19 protein-coding genes and 3 pseudogenes are annotated in these 20842 nt (G+C 72.6%); 11 read left to right on the plus strand and 11 right to left on the minus strand.

Features of this window, described 5'->3' with window-relative positions:
- Positions 1-13: 13 nt before the first annotated feature.
- From cobM to cobC, 5 genes are all read left to right on the plus strand, one after another.
- Complete coding sequence (cobM, locus tag ACZ4Z3_RS04305) at positions 14-841, plus strand: precorrin-4 C(11)-methyltransferase (protein WP_390953217.1); 828 nt, start codon at positions 14-16, stop codon at positions 839-841.
- Positions 838-2079: a precorrin-6y C5,15-methyltransferase (decarboxylating) subunit CbiE gene (cbiE, locus tag ACZ4Z3_RS04310; protein WP_468499605.1), complete on the plus strand. Its 1242-nt coding sequence runs from the start codon at positions 838-840 to the stop codon at positions 2077-2079. The genes cobM and cbiE overlap by 4 nt, the downstream gene beginning before the upstream one ends.
- On the plus strand, positions 2076-3821 hold the full coding sequence (cobJ, locus tag ACZ4Z3_RS04315) for a precorrin-3B C(17)-methyltransferase (protein WP_468499606.1): 1746 nt from the start codon (positions 2076-2078) through the stop codon (positions 3819-3821). Before cbiE ends, cobJ begins: the two co-directional genes overlap by 4 nt.
- A 151-nt stretch (positions 3822-3972) precedes the next feature.
- Complete coding sequence (locus ACZ4Z3_RS04320) at positions 3973-4902, plus strand: sirohydrochlorin chelatase (protein ID WP_055716373.1); 930 nt, start codon at positions 3973-3975, stop codon at positions 4900-4902.
- Complete coding sequence (gene cobC, locus ACZ4Z3_RS04325) at positions 4892-5977, plus strand: Rv2231c family pyridoxal phosphate-dependent protein CobC (RefSeq protein ID WP_468499607.1); 1086 nt, start codon at positions 4892-4894, stop codon at positions 5975-5977. The genes ACZ4Z3_RS04320 and cobC overlap by 11 nt, the downstream gene beginning before the upstream one ends.
- Positions 5978-6031: 54 nt before the next feature.
- On the opposite strand, the gene ACZ4Z3_RS04330 is transcribed toward cobC, so the two are convergent.
- From ACZ4Z3_RS04330 to ACZ4Z3_RS04350, 5 genes are all read right to left on the minus strand, one after another.
- Entirely contained in the window at positions 6032-6187 is a 156-nt protein-coding gene (locus ACZ4Z3_RS04330) for a hypothetical protein (RefSeq protein ID WP_468499608.1), read from the minus strand.
- Between the two features lie 90 nt (positions 6188-6277).
- Positions 6278-7369, minus strand: a complete 1092-nt coding sequence (locus ACZ4Z3_RS04335) for an amidohydrolase family protein (protein WP_468499609.1) — start codon at positions 7367-7369, stop codon at positions 6278-6280.
- A gap of 239 nt (positions 7370-7608) precedes the next feature.
- Complete coding sequence (locus ACZ4Z3_RS04340) at positions 7609-8418, minus strand: amino acid ABC transporter ATP-binding protein (protein WP_468499610.1); 810 nt, start codon at positions 8416-8418, stop codon at positions 7609-7611.
- Positions 8415-9248 (minus strand): amino acid ABC transporter permease, encoded by an 834-nt coding sequence (locus ACZ4Z3_RS04345; protein WP_468499611.1) that lies wholly within the window; start codon positions 9246-9248, stop codon positions 8415-8417. The genes ACZ4Z3_RS04340 and ACZ4Z3_RS04345 overlap by 4 nt, the downstream gene beginning before the upstream one ends.
- A 3-nt stretch (positions 9249-9251) precedes the next feature.
- Positions 9252-10112, minus strand: coding sequence for a transporter substrate-binding domain-containing protein (locus ACZ4Z3_RS04350; protein WP_468499612.1), 861 nt, complete (start codon positions 10110-10112; stop codon positions 9252-9254).
- Positions 10113-10361: 249 nt separating this feature from the next.
- Here ACZ4Z3_RS04350 and ACZ4Z3_RS04355 point away from each other — a divergent pair.
- Positions 10362-10730, plus strand: a pseudogene (locus ACZ4Z3_RS04355) (alanine--glyoxylate aminotransferase family protein); the annotation flags it as partial.
- A 5-nt stretch (positions 10731-10735) separates the two neighbouring features.
- On the opposite strand, the pseudogene ACZ4Z3_RS04360 reads toward ACZ4Z3_RS04355, so the two are convergent.
- Positions 10736-12365 (minus strand): annotated as a pseudogene (locus ACZ4Z3_RS04360) (IS200/IS605 family accessory protein TnpB-related protein).
- A 189-nt stretch (positions 12366-12554) separates the two neighbouring features.
- Here ACZ4Z3_RS04360 and ACZ4Z3_RS04365 point away from each other — a divergent pair.
- Positions 12555-12749, plus strand: a pseudogene (locus tag ACZ4Z3_RS04365) (aminotransferase class V-fold PLP-dependent enzyme); the annotation flags it as partial.
- 23 nt (positions 12750-12772) lie between these two features.
- Here ACZ4Z3_RS04365 and ACZ4Z3_RS04370 read toward each other — a convergent pair.
- On the minus strand, positions 12773-13090 hold the full coding sequence (locus ACZ4Z3_RS04370; RefSeq protein WP_468500232.1) for a hypothetical protein: 318 nt from the start codon (positions 13088-13090) through the stop codon (positions 12773-12775).
- A gap of 570 nt (positions 13091-13660) precedes the next feature.
- On the opposite strand from ACZ4Z3_RS04370, the gene ectA reads away from it, so the two are divergent.
- From ectA to thpD, 4 genes are all read left to right on the plus strand, one after another.
- On the plus strand, positions 13661-14212 hold the full coding sequence (gene ectA, locus ACZ4Z3_RS04375) for a diaminobutyrate acetyltransferase (RefSeq protein ID WP_468499613.1): 552 nt from the start codon (positions 13661-13663) through the stop codon (positions 14210-14212).
- Between the two features lie 82 nt (positions 14213-14294).
- Positions 14295-15566 (plus strand): diaminobutyrate--2-oxoglutarate transaminase, encoded by a 1272-nt coding sequence (ectB, locus tag ACZ4Z3_RS04380; protein ID WP_468499614.1) that lies wholly within the window; start codon positions 14295-14297, stop codon positions 15564-15566.
- A gap of 41 nt (positions 15567-15607) precedes the next feature.
- Entirely contained in the window at positions 15608-16012 is a 405-nt protein-coding gene (locus ACZ4Z3_RS04385; RefSeq protein ID WP_468080832.1) for an ectoine synthase, read from the plus strand.
- A 7-nt stretch (positions 16013-16019) separates the two neighbouring features.
- Positions 16020-16934, plus strand: coding sequence for an ectoine hydroxylase (gene thpD / locus ACZ4Z3_RS04390; protein WP_468499615.1), 915 nt, complete (start codon positions 16020-16022; stop codon positions 16932-16934).
- Positions 16935-17034: 100 nt separating this feature from the next.
- On the opposite strand, the gene ACZ4Z3_RS04395 is transcribed toward thpD, so the two are convergent.
- The 4 genes from ACZ4Z3_RS04395 to ACZ4Z3_RS04410 form a co-directional block, all read right to left on the minus strand.
- Positions 17035-18096 carry a maleylpyruvate isomerase family mycothiol-dependent enzyme gene (locus tag ACZ4Z3_RS04395; protein ID WP_468499616.1) on the minus strand — a complete coding sequence of 354 codons (1062 nt, stop codon included), beginning with the start codon at positions 18094-18096 and terminating at the stop codon, positions 17035-17037.
- A gap of 79 nt (positions 18097-18175) precedes the next feature.
- Entirely contained in the window at positions 18176-18784 is a 609-nt protein-coding gene (locus ACZ4Z3_RS04400; RefSeq protein WP_468499617.1) for an RNA polymerase sigma factor, read from the minus strand.
- Between the two features lie 46 nt (positions 18785-18830).
- Positions 18831-19883 (minus strand): aminotransferase class V-fold PLP-dependent enzyme, encoded by a 1053-nt coding sequence (locus ACZ4Z3_RS04405; RefSeq protein ID WP_468499618.1) that lies wholly within the window; start codon positions 19881-19883, stop codon positions 18831-18833.
- 191 nt (positions 19884-20074) lie between these two features.
- Positions 20075-20794, minus strand: coding sequence for a DsbA family oxidoreductase (locus ACZ4Z3_RS04410; protein WP_468499619.1), 720 nt, complete (start codon positions 20792-20794; stop codon positions 20075-20077).
- Between the last annotated feature and the right edge of the window lie 48 nt (positions 20795-20842).

A 20842-nucleotide genomic window follows, 5' to 3' on the forward strand; every position in this document is an offset into this window, starting at 1 on the left:
AACGATGACTTCCATGGCCGATGCCCCCACCGGCAAGGTGACCTTCGTCGGTGCCGGGCCCGGCGCCGCCGATCTGCTGACGTTCCGGGCCGCCCGGGCGATCGCGGAGGCGGACGTCGTGATCTGGGCGGCCAGCCTGGTGCAGGCCGAGGTGCTGGACCACGCCCGCGCGGAGGCGGAGATCCTCGACTCGGCCGCCATGTCCCTGGAGGACGTCGTCGCCGTGTACGAGCGGGCCCTCGCTGAGGGATTGAAGGTCGCCCGGATCCACTCCGGTGACCCGGCGCTGTGGGGCGGCACCCAGGAGCAGCTCGACCGGTGCCGTGCGCTGGGCATCGAGACCGAGGTCGTGCCGGGCGTGTCGTCGTTCTCCGCCGTCGCCGCGCTCGCCCAGCGGGAGCTGACGATCCCGGAGGTCGCGCAGTCGGTGATCCTGACCCGGCTCGGCGGGGGCAAGACGCCCATGCCGCCGGGTGAGGAGGTACGGGAGTTCGCGCGGCACGGCACGACGATGGCGATCTTCCTGTCGGCCGCGCGCAGCGGTCAGCTGGTGCGGGAGCTGCTGGAGGGCGGCTATCCGACCGGTACCCCGGTGGTCATCGCCTACCAGGCGACCTGGCCGGAGGAACTGGTCGTGCGGTGCACCGTCGAGACGCTGGAGGAGACCGTCAAGGAGCACAAGCTCTGGAAGCACACCCTGTTCCTGGTGGGTCCGGCCCTCGACGCGCAGGGCACCCGCTCGCACCTGTACCACCCCGGCCACTTCCACGGGTACCGCAAGGCCGACCCCGAGGCGCGCAAGGCGCTGCGGGAGGCGCGCGGCCGGGGCGGCACGCCGTGATCACCGTCATCGGTACGGGCACGGGGACGCCCCTCCCCCCGGACGCCGAGGCCGCCCTGGCCGGGGCGGCGCTCGTCGTGGGCGGCCGCCGGCATCTGGCGGCCGCCCCGCTCCCGGCGACGGCCGAGCAGGTCGTCCTCGGGCCGCTGGCGCCCGCCCTCCGGGTGATCGAGAAGTACCGGGACCGGCGGGTCGTCGTCCTGGCCTCCGGTGACCCGGGGTTCTTCGGGATCGTGCGGGCGCTCGCCGAACGCTTCGGCGCCGGGGAGCTGGACGTCCGGCCGGGGGTGTCGTCGGTGGCCACCGCGTTCGCCCGGCTGGGGCTGCCCTGGGACGACGCGGTCGTGGTGAGCGCCCACGGGCGTGCGCTGCGGACCGCGCTGAACGTGTGCCGGGCCCGGCCGAAGACGGCGGTGCTGACCGGGCCCGGCAGCGGGCCCGCCGAACTGGGGGCGGGGCTGCTGGACAGCCGGCGGACCCTCGTGGTGGCGTCCGCGCTGGGCGACCCGGAGCGTGAGCGGGTGGAGCGGGTGACACCGGCGGAGGCCGCCGCGCGCGACTGGGGTGCCGAGGTCAGCGTCGTGCTGTGCCTGGACGAGGCGCACACGGTGTCCGCCGTGCGGACCGTCGCCGGGGCCCCGGCCGCTCCGGAGCGGTGGGCGCTGGACGAGGACGCGTTCGCGCACCGCGACTCGATGATCACCAAGTTCGAGGTGCGGGCACTCGCGCTGGCCCGGCTCGGCCCCCGTCTCGGGGACCTGGTGTGGGACGTCGGCGCGGGCTCCGGCTCGGTGGCCGTGGAGTGCGCGCGGCTCGGCGCGGCCGTCATCGCCGTCGAGCGGACGGCGGACGGTGTCGAGCGGGTCCGCGCCAACGCCGCCGCGCACGGCGTCGACGTACACGTGGTGCAAGGGGCCGCGCCGGACGCGCTGGCCGGGCTCCCGGACGACCCCGACGCCGTGTTCGTCGGCGGCGGGGGGCGCGAACTGCCCGCGATCGTCAGCGCGTGCGCGCGGCGGGCCCGGCGGACCGTGGTGGTCGCCATGGCCGCGCTCGATCGGGTCCCCGCGGCCCGCGAGGCGCTCGTCGCGGCCGGGCTGACCTGTGACGGCGTCCTGCTGCAGGCGTCCCGGCTCGCGCCGCTGCCGGGGGACGTGACCCGGCTCGCGGCGACCAATCCCGTTTTCCTGCTGTGGGGCGTGAGGCCCCCGGCGCACTGTGAAGGAGTTGACCGGTGATCGGCCTGATCTCCGCGACCGCCGCGGGGGCCGTTGCCGCCCAGCGGCTCGCCTCGGCGTGGCCCGAGCGGACCCGTGTGTACGAGGGGCCCGTACGGGACGCCGTGGGGCGCGCGTTCGGCGAGTGCGAGCAGGTGGTGTGCTTCCTCGCCACGGGGGCCGTGGTGCGGCTGATCGCGCCGCTGCTGGCGGACAAGGGCACCGATCCGGGCGTCGTGTGCGTCGACGAGGGCGGGCGGTTCGCCGTGTCGCTGGTCGGCGGGCACGCGGGGGGCGCCAACGCGCTCGCCGTCGAGGTCGGCGAGGTGCTCGGTGCCGAGCCGGTCGTGACCACGGCCACCGACGCGGTCGGGGTGCCCGGCCTGGACACGCTCGGGATGCCGGTCGAGGGGGACGTCGCCGGGGTCTCCCGGGCCCTGCTCGACGGGGAGGCCGTGGAGCTGGACCTGGGGATCGCCTGGCCCCTGCCCGCGCTCCCGCCGAACGTACGGCGTCCGGCGCCGGACGCGCCGGCCGGGCGCGGGGGGCCGGCGATCGTGGTGACCGACCGGGTGCTCGACACCGGCGCTCGCCCCACCGGTGACGCACGCGTGGTACTCCGCCCGCCGTCCCTCGTGGTGGGCGTCGGGGCGTCCAAGGGCGCCCCCGTCGACGAGGTGTTGTGCCTGATCGGGAGCGCCCTGCGCGACGCCGGGCTCTCCCCCCGGTCCCTCGCCGAGCTCGCCACCGTCGACGCCAAGGCCGACGAACCCGGTCTCGTCGAGGCCGCCGCGCGTCTCGGTGTCCCGCTGGTCACGCACTCCGCCGAGGAGTTGGCCTCCGTCGAGGTGCCGAACCCGTCGGACGCGCCGCTCGCCGCCGTGGGCACCCCTTCCGTCGCGGAGGCCGCCGCACTCGTCGGCGGGGGTGAACTCCTCGTCCCCAAGCGGAAGTCGGAGCGGGCGGACGGCAGGCCCGCGATGGCGACCTGTGCCGTCGTACGGCGGCCGGCGCGGGGGCGGCTCGCGGTGGTGGGACTCGGACCGGGCGCCCGGGACCTGCTGACGCCGCGCGCGAAGGCCGAACTGCGGCGGGCCTCCGTGCTCGTCGGGCTGGACCAGTACGTCGACCAGATCCGGGATCTGCTCCGGCCCGGCACCCGGATCCTGGAGTCCGGGCTGGGCGCGGAGGAGGAGCGGGCGCGGACCGCGGTGGCCGAGGCCCGCCGGGGGCAGGCCGTGGCGCTGATCGGGAGCGGCGACGCCGGGGTGTACGCCATGGCCTCGCCCGCGCTCGCCGAGGCGTCCGACGACATCGACGTGATCGGCGTGCCCGGGGTGACGGCCGCGCTCGCGGCCGCCGCGATCCTCGGGGCGCCGCTCGGGCACGACCATGTGTCGATCAGTCTGTCCGACCTGCACACGCCGTGGGAGGTCATCGAGCGGCGGGTGCGGGCGGCGGCCGAGGCCGACATCGTGGTGACGTTCTACAACCCGCGCAGCCGGGGCCGGGACTGGCAGCTGCCGAAGGCCCTCGCGATCCTCTCCGGGCACCGTGAGCCGACGACGCCCGTCGGGGTCGTACGGAACGCCTCGCGGCCGGACGGGTCGCACCGGTTGACGACCCTGGCGGCGCTCGACCCGGCGACGGTCGACATGATGACCGTGGTGACCGTGGGCAACACGGCGACCCGTGAGATCGCGGGCCGCATGGTGACGCCGCGCGGCTACCGCTGGCAGGAGAACCCGGAGGGCGCCGAGTGAACCATGTGGTCCACCCGACCGAGCCGTTTCGGCGACCGGCCGCCCACCGGCCCGCCTCGTACACCGAGGTGACCGTGACGGGCGGGCCGGCGCCGGCCGCCGCGCCCGTCGCCCCGCAGTACCACCCCGTTCCAGACTCCGAGGAGAAATCGTGACCACCCCGCCGCCCGCCCTGCTCATCGCCGGTCATGGCACCCGGGACGATGCCGGAGCCGAGGCGTTCCGCGACTTCGTCCGGGAACTGGGGCGCCGCCACCCCGAACTGCCCGTCGCGGGCGGCTTCATCGAGCTGTCCCCGCCGCCGCTGGGCGAGGCCGTGGCCGACCTGGTGGAGCGGGGTGTACGGCGGTTCGCCGCCGTCCCGCTGATGCTGGTGTCCGCCGGGCACGCCAAGGGCGACATCCCGGCGGCGCTGGCCCGTGAGAAGGAGCGGCACCCGGGGATCTCGTACACCTACGGCCGTCCGCTCGGCCCGCACCCGGCGCTGCTGAGCGTGCTGGAGCGGCGGCTGGACGAGGCGCTCGGCGGCGCGGGCCGCAGCCCCGAGGACCGTGCCGACGTGACCGTGCTGCTGGTGGGGCGCGGCTCGACCGACCCGGACGCCAACGCCGAGGTGTTCAAGGCGGCCCGGCTGCTGTGGGAGGGGCGCGGATACGCGGGCGTGGAGACGGCGTTCGTGTCGCTGGCGGCGCCGGACGTGCCGAGCGGTCTCGACCGTTGTGTGCGGCTCGGTGCCAAGCGGATCGTGGTGCTGCCGTACTTCCTGTTCACCGGCATCCTGCCGGACCGGGTGCGGCAGCAGACCGAGGGCTGGGCTGCCGCGCACCCGGAGATCGAGGTACGGTCGGCCGATGTCATCGGGCCGGAACCGGAGTTGCTCGACCTGGTCATGGAGCGCTACCGGGAGGCCCTGGAGGGCGATCTGCGGATGAACTGCGACTCCTGCGTCTACCGGATCGCACTGCCCGGGTTCGAGGACAAGGTGGGGATGCCGCAGCAGCCGCACTTCCACCCGGACGACGACGGGCACCACCACGGCCACCACCATCACGGGGGACACACGCACTCCCATGCACACTGAACACCGGAGCGGTTCCCGGCGAGCGGGGCACGACCTGCGGCATCACGGTGACGCCGAGGTGCGGGACGACGGGGCCGGGCTCACCGACCTCGCCGTGAACGTCCGCGCCGGCACGCCGCCCGCCTGGCTGCGGGAGCGGATCGCCGGGTCGCTGACCGGGCTGGCCGCCTACCCCGACGGGCGGTCCGCCCGCGCGGCGGTGGCCGCCCGGCACGGGCTGCCCGCCGAGCGGGTGCTGCTCACGGCGGGCGCCGCCGAGGCGTTCGTGCTGCTGGCGCGGGCCCTGAAGGTCCGTCGGCCGGTGGTGGTGCACCCTCAGTTCACGGAGCCGGAGGCGGCGCTGCGGGACGCCGGGCACAGCGTGGACCGGGTGCTGCTGAAGGCGTCGGACGGCTTCCGGCTGGACCCGGAGGCCGTGCCCGAGGACGCGGACCTGGTCGTCGTCGGCAACCCCACCAACCCGACGTCGGTGCTGCACCCGGCGGGGGCGATCACGCGGCTGGCCCGGCCCGGGCGGACGCTGGTGGTGGACGAGGCGTTCATGGACGCGGTGCCGGGCGAGCGGGAGGCACTGGCCGGGCGGACGGACGTGCCCGGTCTGGTGGTGCTGCGCAGCCTCACCAAGACGTGGGGCCTGGCCGGGCTGCGGATCGGCTATGTCCTCGCCGCGCCGGAGACGATCGAGGAGCTGGAGCGGGCGCAGCCGCTGTGGCCGGTGTCGACGCCGGCGCTCGCGGCGGCCGAGGCGTGCGTCTCCGAGCGGGCGCTGGCGGAGGCGGCCGACGCGGCGTACCGCGTCGCCGCCGACCGGGCCCATCTGGTGGCGGGGCTCAAGGAGTTCGCCCCGGACGGACTGACCGTCGCCGAGCCCGCCGAGGGGCCGTTCGTCCTCGTCAGCCTGGATCGCGCGCCGGCCGTGCGCCGCCATCTGCGGACCCTGGGCTTCGCGGTGCGTCGGGGCGACACCTTCCCCGGCCTGGACGAGAACTGGCTGCGGCTGGCGGTCCGTGACCGTACGACGGTCAACAGCTTCCTCCAGGCGCTGGACCAGGCGATGACGCTGGCGGACCGTTGAGCGGAGGGGGCCCGACGGTCCGCCGGCGGATCGTGCGGGGCGGGGGCTACCGGGTCAGCACAGCGAACTGTGCTTGCAGTGGAGCTTCACGCCCCTCTTGTGGCTGAAGTCCTGCCACTTGCCGCGGGCGAAGGACTTGTCGACGCCGTCGGGCACGCTCGGCTTGGCGACGTGGGCCCACGGTGAGCCGGGAATTGCCCCTTCGGCCACCGCCCTTGAGGCCCTGTCACGCGCACGCCCGCCCGACCGCCGTCGCCGCGGTCGTCGCCGGGCGGACCGGCGTGCCCGGGGGAGCGGGTGTCAGGCGGTGATCGTGCCGTTCAGCACGACCCGCAGGGGCGCCGCCAGGGCGCGGACGTCGTCGCGGGGGTCCTCGCCGTAGACGACCAGGTCCGCCGGGGCGCCCTCCTCCAGGCCGGGGCGGCCGAGCCAGCTCCGGGCGTCCCAGGTGGTCGCGGCGAGGGCCCGGAGCGGGGGGATGCCGGCCTTGACCAGTTCGGCCACCTCGTCGGCGACCAGGCCGTGCGGGAGGCTGCCGCCGGCGTCGGTGCCGACGAAGACGGGGATACCGGCGTCGTAGGCGTTGCGGACGGTGTCGTAGCGGCGCTCGTACAGGTTCCTCATGTGGGCGGACCAGACGGGGAACCGGGCCTCGCCGCCCTCGGCCAGCTTCGGGAACGTGGCGATGTTGACCAGGGTGGGGACGATCGCGACGCCGCGGGAGGCGAACAGCGGGATCAGGTCGTCGGTGAGGCCCGTGGCGTGTTCGACGCAGTCGATGCCCGCCTCGACGAGGTCGCGCAGGGAGGACTCGGCGAAGCAGTGGGCCGTGACGCGGGCGCCCAGGCGGTGGGCCTCGGCGATCGCCGCCTCGACCGCGCCACGCGGCCAGCACGCCGTGAGGTCGCCCACCTCGCGGTCGATCCAGTCGCCGACCAGCTTCACCCAGCCGTCACCGCGCCGGGCCTCCCGGCCGACGTACGCGACGAGGTCGTCCGGCTCGATCTCGTGGGCGTAGCCGCGGATGTAGCGGCGGGTACGGGCGATGTGCCGACCGGCGCGGATGATCTTCGGGAGGTCGTCGCGGTCGTCGACCCAGCGGGTGTCGGACGGGGAGCCCGCGTCACGGATCAGGAGGGTGCCGGCGTCTCGGTCGGTCAGTGCCTGCTTCTCCGCGGTGCCGGCGTCGACCGGACCGTGCGCGCCGAGGCCGACATGGCAGTGGGCGTCGACCAGGCCGGGCAGCGCCCACCCCTCCACGGTCCGCACGTCCCGCGCGCCGGCGGGACGGTCGTAGGAGACCCGGCCGTCCACGACCCACAGCTCGTCCCGGACGTCGTCGGACCCGACGAGGACCCGCCCCTTCACACGCAGCACAGCACGCTCGTTCATACCCGCACCCTAGCCAGACGCTTCCGCTGTGGCTCAGCGTTGTCGGGTGCGGGTGAGCGGGGGCTGGTCGCGCGGTTCCCCGCGTCCCTGAAAAGCGACCGGGGCCGCGCCCCGTGCTTTTCAGGACGAAGGGCGGACCGCAGGCCGGTTCCCTTCAGGGACGCGGGGCGGTGACACATGCGGCTCCGCCGCGTGGGCGCGAACGGCCCCCACCCACCCGCGCCGACGAACGAACCCTTTCAGTCGCTCTTGCCCACCTGGTCCGACGTCTCCTCCTCGACCTCCGCCATCGCGGGGTCGAGGAGACGGGACAGGAAGTGGCGGGTGCGCTCGTGCCGGGGCGCGCCGATGACCCGGGCGGGGGCGCCGTCCTCGACGATCACGCCGCCGTCCATGAAGACGACACGGTCGGCGACCTCGCGGGCGAAGGTCATCTCATGGGTGACGACCATCATCGTCATGCCCTCCTCCGCGAGCCTGCGCATCACCGCCAGGACGTCGCCCACCAGTTCCGGGTCAAGGGCCGACGTCGGCTCGTCGAAGAGCATGACCTCGGGGCCCATGGACAGGGAACGGGCGATCGCCACGCGCTGCTGCTGGCCGCCGGAGAGGGAGGAGGGGTAGGCGTCCGCCTTCTCGGCGAGTCCGACCCGTTCCAGGTTCTCGGCGGCCACCCGTGCCGCCTCCGCCTTGCCCCGTCTGAGGACCCGGCGCTGCGGGAGCGTGAGGTTCTCGGTGACCGTGAGGTGCGGGAAGAGGTTGAACTGCTGGAAGACCATGCCGATGCGTCGGCGTACGGCGTCGATGTCGACGTCCGGGTCCGTCAGTTCGGTGCCCCCGACGAAGACCTGGCCCTTCGTGGGTTCCTCCAGGAGGTTCACACAGCGCAGCAGGGTCGACTTGCCGGAGCCGGACGGGCCGATGACGCAGACGACCTCGCCGCGGCCGATCTCCAGGTCGATGCCCTTGAGGACCTCGTTGTCGCCGAACGACTTGTGCAGGGCGCGGACCTGGATCTCGGGGTGTCCGCCCAGCGTCTTCGCGGTCATTTCACGGCCTCCTGGGCCTTGGCCTCCATACGGCGCACGACGAAGCCGAGCGGGATGGTCACCAGCAGGTAGCACAGGCCGGCGACCAGGATCGGCGTGGAGTTGGCGGTGGTGCTGGCCAGGTCCCGCCCGAACTTGGACAGTTCGCGCTCCTCCAGGGTGACCCCGAGGAACAGCACCAGCGAGGAGTCCTTGAAGAGGAGGACGAGTTCGTTGGTGAGCGGCGGGAGGATGATCCGGAACGCCTGCGGGATGATGATCGAGACCATCGCGCGGGCGGGCGAGAACCCCAGTGAACGGGCCGCCTCCATCTGCCCCTTGGGGACGGCCTGGATGCCCGCGCGGATCGTCTCCGCCATGTACGCCGCCGCGACGAGGCCCAGCGCCAGGGCGACCTTGCCGTAGGTGCCGCCGACGATCTCCGTGCCCGGGAAGGCCAGCGGGACGGCGACCCCGATGAAGATGAAGATCAGCAGGGCGGGCAGACCGCGGAAGATCTCGATGTACACGCCGGCGAACCAGCGGTACGGGCCGACCGACGACAGCCGCATCAGGGCGATCACCATGCCGAGCACCAGGCCGACGGCGAAGCCGGACAAGGTGTAGAGCACGGTGTTCTTCAGCGCCAGCGTGATGACGTCCGGGAACATCTGCTCGGCGATGTCCGCCTGCGCGAACTGGTTCTTCAGCCGGCCCCAGTCCGCCGAGACCGCGAAGGCGATCACGGCGGCGACGAAGACGGCGTACTGCGCGCCGCGCGACAGGCTGCGCTTCTGCCGCCGGGTCAGCCCCTTCTTCCTGGGCTGGACCACCGCGTCCGTGTCGGCCATGGGTCAGGAGGCGGACGCGGACGGGGAGGCGGAGGCGGCGCTCTCGTCGTACGGCCCGATCCACTTCTCGTACAGCTCGCGGTACGTCCCGTCTGACTTGGCCTCGGAGAGCGCCTTGTTGACGGCGGCGAGGAGCTTGGTGTTGCCCTTCTTGACCGTGAAGCCGTACTGCTCACCGGTGTTGATGTTGTCCGCGACCTCGAAGGCGTCGGCGTTGGCCTTGTCCTTCAGCCAGCCCTGGACGACCGGGTAGTCGATGACGACGGCGTCGACCTGGCCGGAGCGCAGTCCGTTGAGGACGGCGTCGGAGGACTCGAAGGAGACCGGGTCGAGGCCCTGGCTCTTGGCGTAGTCCTCGCCGGTGGTCTGCGCCTGGGCGCCGACCTTCTTGCCCTTGAGGTCCGCGAAGGAGCTGATACCGGCGCCCTTGTCGGCGAGGACGGCCTGGGTGGCGTCGAAGTACGGATCGGAGAAGTCGACGTTCTTCTTGCGCTCGTCGGTGATCGTCATACCGGCGGCGGCGAGGTCGCACTCACCGGAGTTCAGGAAGGCGCCCGTCTTGAAGTTCTCGAACGGGGTGTCGCGGATCACCTGCTTCACGCCCAGGTCCTCGGCGACGAGGTCGATCAGCGCGACGTCGAAGCCCTGCACCTTGCCGTCGATCTCCGACTGGAACGGCGGGTACGGGAGGTGGGTGCAGGTGGTCAACTGGCCCGCCTTGACCAGTTCGACCCCGCCGGCGGCCGTCTTGGTGCCGCCGCTGCCGCCGTCGTCGGTCGAGGTGCAACCGGCCACGAGCAGCAGTCCGGCCGCAGTGGTGGTGGCGGCCAGGATGCGGGTCCGGCGTGCGAGGACCGAGTTCACGGGGAGACCTCCTGTGGGGAACGTAGGCATCCGATTATAAGGAGATGTTTGACTTACTCAAACCAATCCGATGGTCACTGGGCCGTTCGGCCTCAGAAGTCATCGGTGCGGGGCGGCAGATGCGCTTGGATTCCGGGGGCGGGGATCGTCGGACGGTGCTGCCGGACGCGCCGATTACGCTCGACGTCCGTCGACCGGTGTCGGCCCACCCTGGACACCATCTACCCCAGTGAGCGAAGAGAGCACCCTGTGACGCACCCGTTTCTGGATCTGGCCCCGTTGACCGCGGCGCGCTTCGCGTCGATCGAGGACCGGGTGGCCCGGCTGCTCTCCACGGAGCAGGACGTGGTGATCACCCAGGGCGAGGCGCTGCTGCCGCTGGAGGGGGCGATCCGCGGGGCCGCCGGGCCCGGGACGACCGCCCTGAACGTGATCACCGGCCCCTACGGACAGACCTTCGGCGACTGGCTCCGCGACTGCGGGGCGACCGTCGTCGACCTGGCCGTGCCCTTCCACACGGCGGTCACCGCCGAGCAGATCCGGGACGCCTTCGCCGCGCACCCGGCCATCGACTTCGTCTCCCTGGTGCACGCGGAGGCGGCGACCGGCAACACGAACCGTTCCTAAAGACTGAGCGGGAGTGGGTCCTGCTGCCAGGACTCATGCTCAGTCGGACGCCCCGAACGGTGTTGGGTGTCCTGGTCGCCCGCGTTCGCTCCGCGTCCGGCGCGTACGGATCGTGTCCGTGGTCCGGGAACGCGGGGGCGGGGTCCCTCACACCCTCGGATGCCCGGTGGGGCCTGGACGGTCCGATGCCCCTGCTCATCACTCCGGTGAGCAGGGGGCGGTGCCGTCCGTCGCCGGACCGGGTGTCCCAGGGCGCGCCTTCCGATCGCCACGGCTGCCGCGTCGTGGCGGGTGGTCTTCCTTGTCTTGCTGGTGAGGGGTTGTTGCCAGTGCTGGGCGCCCCAGCGGCTGGTGTAGGCGGGGTCGACGGCGACGACGGGAATGCCGAGTTCGGCGGCCATCGACACCAGCCGGGCCCGCAGCCTGGCCACGGGCATACCGGAGACCAGCCTGCGGAACCGCTTACGGCGGCCGTGTTTCTCGCGGGTCGTCTCTGCGGTGAAGTCGAGGTCCTCGACGGCGAGGGCGAGGTCATGGCGGCGGGCCCAGTGCAGCAGGCGGATCAGGGCATGCCGGACCTGCGCGTCGTGGTGGGCGGCGCTGCCCGACAGGTCGTAGCCGAACCGTCTGGGTGCGCCGACGGGGTTGCCGTGGGTGTCCAGGCGCCAGGCGGCCAGGTGGTCGGCGTTGGTGTCGACCCCCACCAGGCCGCCCGCGCGGACCGTGGCCAGCGGCACGTTCTTGACCGGCGGGGTTGTCCAGGAGGCGGTGAGGTACCAGCGGCCGCGTGCGGTGTCCTCGTGGATGCGGTAGGCCACAGCCCGGTTCGCGTGGATGCGGTCGGCCCACTGCTCACCCCGGTGCGCGAACACCACCCTCGCGGCGAGGACATAGCGGCCGTGCGGGGCGTTCGCCAGATACGCCAGCGGGGCGGGGAGCTTGAGGGAGACCTCGCCCTCGGGGGTGACACGGATGGTCTCGTTGCCGAACCGTTTGCCGGACTCACCGTCGGCCTGAAGGAAGCGCCGCTCGGCCTGCCACCGGGTGCGCCACTGCTCTTCGGTGAGCCGGGCGGCGTCCAGGTGGTGGCGGGTGTTCAGCAGCCGCTTCCCCCCGCGCACCACGTACACGCGCCCGGCTTCCCAGTCCGCCCGGAGGGCTTGGAGCCGGTCGGTGAGCAGGTGCAGACGACGCGCCTTCGCATGCCACTCCCGCCTGCTCGGATAACCCCCTGGAGCATGCTTGCCGCCCTTCTCCCCCACCGGCAGCGACAACCGGTGCGCGATCATCCGCACACCTGCTTCCAGCCGCTGGATGTGCGCCAGCTGACTCCGCCGGGCAAGCGCCCACTGATCATGCGTGGCCTTCGTGATCGAACCGGCCCAACGGGAGGACGACACCGCCGTCACAGCCCGCTTACGCCCGGCCCACCCCCTCGGCGTCATGGTCCAGCCCTACCGCGCACCGGGCCTTCAGATCGCGGGAGGCGACAGTGCCCAGGTGATCGCCGACCAGACGCAGTACGGTCTCGTCCTCGGCGGTCAGGTGCTTGAGCCGGTCACGGACCGCCACACCGGACGGGCCGACCGCGACGAACGGCGCCGCCAACTCCCGCAGCCCACCCATCCCAGATCACCCCACCGTCCCCGCACCGGCCGAACCCTCACCATGCTCCTCAACGACCCACACGGGCGAAGGTCACACATTCGACCGAGGAACCTCCGTTCACACCCATCAGGTCACGAGCGAAGCAGCCCGGACACTCACTCATACGCGGTAGAACATGCTTTGCGCAGTCAACCCTGGGCAGTTCACAACCCCGTCGCCGCGATCGGCGAGGTCGTCCGTGGGCAGGGCGCGCTCTTCTACCTGCACCCGGTGGCCTCCGTCGGCGCCGAGCCGGTGCTGCCGGACACGTGGGGAGTCGACCTGTGTGTCATTGGGGCACAGAAGGCGATGCGCGGTCCGGCCGGCGTCTCCCTGATCTCAGTGAGTTCGCGGGCGTGGGCGCCCTCAGAAGGCCTTCTGGCGGGTCAGGAACTCCCGTACCTGAGCCAGGGGTTCGGTCGCGTCGTCGAGTCCCCTCGCCACCGCCGTGGCCAGCCATGCTCCGCCTCCTCCGGCAGCTCCCTGTTGGCGAGCAGGGCGCCGAGATTGAGCCCGGCGCGGGAGTGCCCGGCCTCGGCGGTCCTGCGGCACCAGAAGTCGACGTGCGCGGCCTCGCCATCCCTTTCGGCCAGGTAGCCGGCGAAGTCGAACGCGGTGTCCGCGTCCGCCTCCTGCCCGGCCCGCCGCCACCAGCGCGCGACCTCCGCGTGGTCACCGGGTGCGGCGAGGAGCGCGACCCCCAACAGGAAGGCCGCTTCGGGATTCTCCTCGGCAAGGGGACGGAGCCGCTCCGCCGCGACGCCGGGCCGCCCGGACGCGAGGAGTCAGTGCCGCCCACAACTGCTCCGGCATCCTCGCCCCCTCCCCCACCGCCGACCTCGCCAGAGCCGTGTCACCCGCTCCGGGTCCGCACAGCGGTGTCGGTGGAGAACTGCCCGCCCGGGGCGGTGTCCAGGAGCGGGGGAAGTGGCCGGAATCGGCGAATCGGCGGAAAAGGGGGTCGCTTTTCCAGCAGAAAGGGACCTACAATTCCATGGGTAGGACCCCGTATTCTTCTGCCCGCTTCAACCTTCTCTAAACGCAAAGGTTTCGCGAACAACAAGGGGCGCGTTCCGGGCGGGTTCCGTGAGGGTTACGCGCATGTGACGGACTCCACAGTGCGCCCTTTTTGCAAGGGTATTTCCGGGCAAAACCGCACAGGTCAACCACCTGCTTGCGCGCCCGCTCGCGCCCGCGTGATAACACAGGCGGCGCTCATTCGTAACCCCGAGCGGCGATGCAATTCGAAATTCCGCTGGGTAAATTCAAGCCGTATGACTGCCGCACAAGCAGACCTGCACATCGCACACCTGGAATCACAACCGGAAATCGCCGAGGGGATCCGGATCGACCGCCCGGACGTGTCGGACGGCAGCGCGCTGTGGCGTATCGCCGGGGACTCCAAGACCCTCGACCTGAACTCCTCGTACAGCTATCTGCTGTGGTGCCGGGACTTCGCGGACACCTCGGCGGTGGCCCGTGACGAGACGGGGGAACCGGTCGGTTTCGTGACCGGGTACGTGCGGCCGGAGCGGCCGGACACCCTCCTCGTGTGGCAGGTGGCCGTCGACGAGGCGCACCGCGGGCGCGGACTCGCCGGTGCGCTGCTGGACGGACTCGCCGCACGGGTCGCGCGACAGCACGCGCTGACCACCGTCGAGACCACCATCACGCCGGGCAACACCGCCTCCGAGCGGCTGTTCGCCGCGTTCGCCGAACGCCACGGCGCGACCGTCGAGCGCACGGTCCTGTTCGAGGCGGGGGACTTCCCCGACGGTCCGCACGAGCCCGAGGTGCTGCACCGCATCGGCCCGCTGTCCCCCTGAGCACCACCGGCCCCCGCCGGGCCGCCCCCTCTCCCCCACTCCCGCACACCCGCACCCCCCACGCATCGAGGAGCGATCTGCCGTGACCATCACCCAGCCCGACCTGAGCGTCTTCGAGACCCTGGAGTCCGAGGTGCGCAGCTACTGCCGCGGCTGGCCCACCGTGTTCGACACCGCGCAGGGCAGCCGGATGCGCGACGAGGACGGCCACAGCTACCTGGACTTCTTCGCCGGAGCCGGTTCGCTCAACTACGGCCACAACAACCCGGTGCTGAAACGGGCTCTGATCGACTACCTGGAGCGGGACGGCGTCACGCACGGCCTCGACATGTCGACGGGCGCCAAGCGGGCGTTCCTGGAGTCCTTCCAGAACCTGGTGCTGCGGCCCCGCGACCTGCCGTACAAGGTCATGTTCCCGGGCCCGACCGGCACCAACGCCGTGGAGTCCGCGCTGAAACTGGCGCGGAAGGTGAAGGGGCGCGAGGCGATCGTGTCGTTCACCAACGCCTTCCACGGCATGTCCCTGGGCTCCCTCGCCGTGACCGGCAACGCCTTCAAGCGGGCCGGCGCTGGCATCCCGCTGGTGCACGGGACGCCGATGCCGTTCGACAACTACTTCGAGGGCCAGGTCCCCGACTTCCTGTGGTTCGAGCGGATCCTGGAGGACCAGGGGTCCGGGCTGAACAAGCCCGCCGCCGTGATCGTGGAGACGGTCCAGGGCGAGGGCGGCATCAACGTCGCCCGCCCGGAGTGGCTGCGCGCGCTCGCCGAGCTGTGCGAGCGGCAGGACATGCTGCTGATCGTCGACGACATCCAGATGGGCTGCGGCCGTACGGGGGCCTTCTTCTCGTTCGAGGAGGCGGGCATCACCCCCGACATCGTCACCGTCTCCAAGTCCATCAGCGGCTACGGGCTGCCGATGTCGCTGTGCCTGTTCAAGCCCGAGCTGGACATCTGGGAGCCGGGCGAGCACAACGGCACCTTCCGCGGCAACAACCCCGCCTTCGTCACCGCGACCGCCGCCCTGGAGACGTACTGGTCGGACGGCTCCGCCATGGAGAAGCAGACCCGTGCGCGCGGCGAGCAGGTCGAGCAGGCGCTGATCTCCATCACCGAGGAGAACCTCGCCGATGTGAAGGAGTACCGGGGCCGCGGGCTGGTGTGGGGCCTGGAGTTCCACGAGAAGGCCCGCGCGGGCCGGATCGCCAAGCGGGCCTTCGAACTCGGGCTGCTGATCGAGACGTCCGGCCCGGAGAGCGAGGTCGTGAAGCTGCTGCCCGCCCTCACCATCACCCCGGACGAGCTGGACGAGGGCCTGCGCGTCCTCGCCCGCGCCGTGCGGGAAACCGTCTGACGACCATCTGGGGAAGACCCACAAGGAGGCCTGGAACCACCGTGATCGTCCGTTCTTTCAAGGATCTGGAAGGCACCGACCGGCACGTCAAAGCGGCGTCCGGCACGTGGGAGAGCAAACGCATCGTCCTCGCCAAGGAGAAGGTCGGCTTCTCCCTGCACGAGACGATCCTCTACGCGGGCACGGAGACGTCGATGTGGTACGCGAACCACATCGAGGCCGTGGTGTGCGTCGAGGGCGAGGCCGAACTGACCGACAACGAGACCGGGCGGACGTACACGATCACGCCCGGGACCATGTACCTCCTCGACGGCCACGAGCGGCACACGATGCGGATCAAGGAGGACTTCCGCTGCATCTGTGTGTTCAACCCGCCCGTGACCGGACGGGAGGACCACGACGAGAACGGCGTCTACCCGCTGCTCACCGAGCCCGAGGAGGTGTGACATCACCATGACCACGACCACCACGATGAACACTGCCACCAGCGTGCCCGACCTCTACCCCAGCCGCGGCGCCACCGAGGTGTCGGTCCCGCGCCAGGACCCGGTCGTGTGGGGCGCCCCCGGCACCCCCGGCCCGATCTCCCTCACCGACCTGCAGACGTACGAGCGGGACGGCTTCCTCGCCGTGGAGGAGCTCATCACGCCGGACGAGGTCGCCGTGTACCGGCAGGAGCTGGAGCGGCTCGTCACCGATCCGGCGGTCCGCGCCGACGAACGCTCGATCATCGAGCCGAAGTCGAAGGAGATCCGGTCCGTCTTCGAGGTGCACCGCATCAGCGAGGTGTTCGCGCGACTCGTCCGGGACGAGCGGGTCGTCGGCCGGGCCCGGCAGATCCTCGGCTCCGACGTGTACGTGCACCAGTCGCGGATCAATGTGAAGCCGGGCTTCGGCGCTTCCGGGTTCTACTGGCACTCCGACTTCGAGACCTGGCACGCCGAGGACGGGCTGCCGAACATGCGGACGGTGTCCGTCTCGATCGCCCTGACCGAGAACTACGACACCAACGGCGGTCTGATGATCATGCCGGGGTCGCACCGGACGTTCCTCGGCTGCGCGGGCGCCACCCCGAAGGACAACTACAAGAAGTCGCTGCAGATGCAGGACGCGGGCACCCCGTCGGACGAGGCGCTGACGGCGATGGCCTCCGAGTACGGCATCAAGCTGTTCACGGGCAAGGCCGGCTCGGCGACCTGGTTCGACTGCAACGCCATGCACGGCTCCGGCGACAACATCACGCCGTTCCCGCGCAGCAACGTCTTCATCGTCTTCAACAGCGTGGAGAACGCGGCGGTCGAGCCGTTCGCGGCTCCCGTACGGCGGCCGGAGTTCATCGGCGCGCGGGACTTCACCCCCGTGCGGTGACCCCGATCCCGACCTCGCCGTCACGATGACCGGACCGGGTGGTCCCCGCCCCCTGAGGGACCGCCCGGTCCGCCGTGTGTGCGCTCCTCGGGGGCGGCCGCTACAACCAGGCCAGCGACGCCGCCGTGGCCAGGACGTTCCGTGCGGCGCGCTCGTCGCCCGTGAGGCCCCTCGGCACCTCGTCCGGGGCGTAGCGGCCGCCCACGAGCAGACAGAAGTCCACCGGGTCCAGGGTCAGTTCGGCGGCCACGGGCTCGGCGTCCGAGCCGAGGACCCAGCCGGTGCCGGGGGCGGTACCGGTGACCTCGACGAGGACGGGCGGCGCGTCGTGCAGCGCCAGGCCGAGGATGCGGACGGCGAGCCGGACCAGCTGCTCCAGGTGCTCGTCGGGCGGCGGCGGTACGGCGACGCCGAGCGCCCGGCCGATGTCGTCGGCGTGGATCCACGCCTCGAAGGCGCGGATGACGAAGTGGTCGGCGACGGGCAGTCTGAGGCCCATCACCGTCGCCGCGCGGGCGGCGAGACCGGCGTCGCGGGCCTCGGGGGTCGCCAGAAGGTCGGTGGCCTGCGCGGCCCAGGTGGCGACGGTCTCCTCGGGCGTACGGGCGTGCTCGTGGGCGATGGCGTCGGCGGTGCGCAGCTCCCACGCGTGCGCGGCGGGCGTCCCGGCCGGGATGCGGGAGGCCGGCAGCCGGGCGCCGACCCCGAGCGCCACGGCGAGGTGTTCGTCGGCGGCGACGAGATGGGCGACGGTGGCGTGCGCGTCCCAGTCGTGCACCACCGGGGTGCCCCAGCGGCCCGGCAGCTCCCGGAGCAGCGCCTGGAGTCCGGCGACGGCGGCGGCGTACGGCGCCGCGTGCGGGGCGACACCCGGCGTACGGGGACGGCGCGAGCGCAGGGCCGACCCGAGCACCCCGTCCGCACCACCGCCCCTCTCACGCGCGGCCCCGTCGCGCGCGTCACCGGGGGCGCCAGCCGCCCCCGCGTCCGGGCCGGGGGCGCCGTCCAGCAGCCGTACGGTCGCCCGGAGTCGTTCGGCCTCCGCCGCGCAGGTCGCGCACGCGGCGAGATGGAGCGGGACGGCCCTGGCGTCGGCGGGTGGCAGCGCGCCGACCGCCCAGGCGGCCAGCAGCTCCCGTACGCCGTCGTGGTCGTTGGTCATCGCGCGCCGCCCTTTCGCCGTGCCGCTGCCACGATACGCAGGGCCCGCACGGCCCCGGCTGTGCGGTGAGGGGCCGCCATCACGCGCCCCTCGCCGCTGCCGGGTCCGGTGGATCCGCGAGGGACTCCGCCAGCTTGCGCAGGGCCGAGCGGAGCCGGGTCTTCGCGGTGCCCTCGGGGATGCCCAGCTCCACGGCGGCCTGGCGGTAGGTGCGGCCCGCGAAGTAGGCGAGGTGGACCACCTCCCGCTGGCTGCGGGGGAGTTCGGCGAGGGCGGTGTGCAGCAGCAGGGAGCGCTCGCGGTCGACGACCGTCTCGTGCGGGCCGGGTCCGGCATCGGGGATGGCGTGCAGCGCCGAGTCGTCCGCCTGGGCGTCCTTGCGGTGCCGGGCCTCGCTGCGCACCCAGTCCACGGCCCGCCGGTGGGCGAGCATCGACAGCCAGGTGCGCAGGGAGCCGCGCCGCGCGTCGAAGCCGTACGGGCTGGTCCACAGCTGGGCGAAGACCTCCTGGGCCACGTCCTCGGCCGCCGCCTGACTGCGGGTGACCCGGACGGCCACCCGGCGCACGAGTGCCCCGTACGCCGCGTACGCCTCACGCAGCGCGGACTCGTCCCCGTACACCAGCCGCCGATGCAACTCCACATCGATGGACGGCTGTTCGAGCGTCGGCTCCACCGGCACCACCATCCCTGACGCCCTTCCTAGCGTCCCGGCCGGGCTTCGCGCCAGTGGTTCAGGAAGACAGCGCGTCCAGGACCCGGTCGACGTCCGCCACCGTGTTGTAGAGGTGGAAGGAGACGCGCAGGTTGCCCGCGCGGTCGGAGACCTGGATACCGGCCGCGCTCAACTCGGGCTGCCGCACGCCCAGTCCGGGCACGGAGACGATCGCCGAGCCGGGCGCCGGCACGGGCTCGTGGCCGAGAGCGGCGAGCCCCGCGCGGAACCGGTCCGCGAGGGCGAGGTCATGGGCGTGGACGGCGGCCACGCCGAGTTCCTCGACGAGCGCGAGGGAGTGGCGCAGCCCGGCGTAGGTGAACAGGGGCGGGGTCAGGTCGAAGCGGCGGGCGGAGCGGGCGAGTTCGGTGACGGGGCCGTAGCAACTGTCCCAGGGGTTCTCCCCCGCGACCCAGCCGGCCAGCATCGGGGTCAGCCCGCCGAAGTCCTCGGGCACCACGAGGAAGGCCGCGCCGTGCGGGCCGAGCAGCCACTTGAAGGTCGTGCAGACGGTGTAGTCGTACGCGCCGGCCTCCATCGGCAGCCATCCGGCGGCCTGGGAGAAGTCGACGTAGGTGCGCGCCCCGTGCTCCCGCGCCGCCTCGCGCAGCGCGGGCAGGTCGGCGATCCGGCCGTCGGCGGACTGGGCGGCGCTGACCGCGACGAGCGCGGTGCCGGGGCGGACGGACTCGGCGAGCCGCTCCAGCGGCACGGCCCGCACCTTGAGGTCGCACCGGACGTGGAACGGGTTGAGGACGGAGGTGAAGTCGTCCTCGGCGGTCAGCACCTCGGCGCCGGGCGGCAGCGACGCGGCGACCACCCCGGTGTGCGCGGCGACCGACGTCCCGGCCGCCACCCGCCCGGCCGGCACTCCGGCCAGCCGGGCGAACGCGGCCCGCGCGGCCTCCACGTCGTCGAACAGCGGGTCCAGCGGCCGGCCCTCGGCCCGCAGCAGCGCGGCCCGCCCCAGCGCGGCCACCGTCCGGGCGGGCAGCAGACCGCTGCTCGCGGTGTTCAGATAGGTGTTCTTCGGCGCGAACTCGGCACGGACGAGGCTCTCGAAGGTCTCCATGCCACCACTGTGGGGCCCGAAGACCTCCCCGTCCATTGAGAGGTTTTACACGATCACCCAAAGCACCGCTTATACATAGCGGCCGACCAGCACATCACCACCGTCAAGGGGTGCGGGGGACTGCGCGAGCACCGCCCCGCGCAGCCGCGGACCGCAGATCACCGCACCTTCGCGGCGCTACCGCACCCCGGTCACCGGGCCTGCGGCACCGCGCACCCGTCGGGCCCGCACGTCTCCGCGGTGTCCTCCTGGATCACCTGGAGCGGTGACCGCTCGCCCCACGCCTGTGTGAGCGCCCGCTCGAACACCTCGGCGGGCTGCGCGCCGGACACCCCGTACTTGCGGTCCAGCACGAAGAACGGCACTCCGTTCGCGCCCAGCTCGGCCGCCTCCCGCTCGTCCTCGCGGACGGCGTCCGCGTACGCGGCGGGGTCGGCCAGCACCTGGCGGGCGGCGCCCTCGTCGAGCCCGGCCTCGACGGCCAGCTCGATCAGGAACTCGTCCGCGTCGGCGTACACGGACCGCTCCTCGGCGAAGTTCGCCCGGTACAGCAGCTGGAGCAGTTCGTCCTGCCTGCCGTGCTCCTTGGCGAGGTGCAGCAGCCGGTGCATGTCGAAGGTGCTGCCGTGGTCGCGGCCCTCCGCCCGGTAGTCGAGGCCCTCGGCGCCGGCCTGCGCGCGGAGGTTGTGCTCGCCGGCCTGGGCCTGCGCCTCGCTCATCCCGTACTTCTTGCTCAGCATGGTGAGGACCGGCTGGACGTCGTCCTTGGCGCGGCCGGGGTCGAGCTCGAAGGAGCGGTGCACCACCTCGACGTCGTCGCGGTGCGGAAAGGCCGCGAGCGCCTTCTCGAAGCGGGCCTTGCCCACGTAGCACCAGGGGCAGGCGATGTCGCTCCAGATCTCGACGCGCATGTGTCAGCTCTCTTCGGTCGTACGGGTACGGGTGGACGGAGGCGGCGC

Source organism: Streptomyces sp. NPDC030296, from assembly GCF_055572815.1.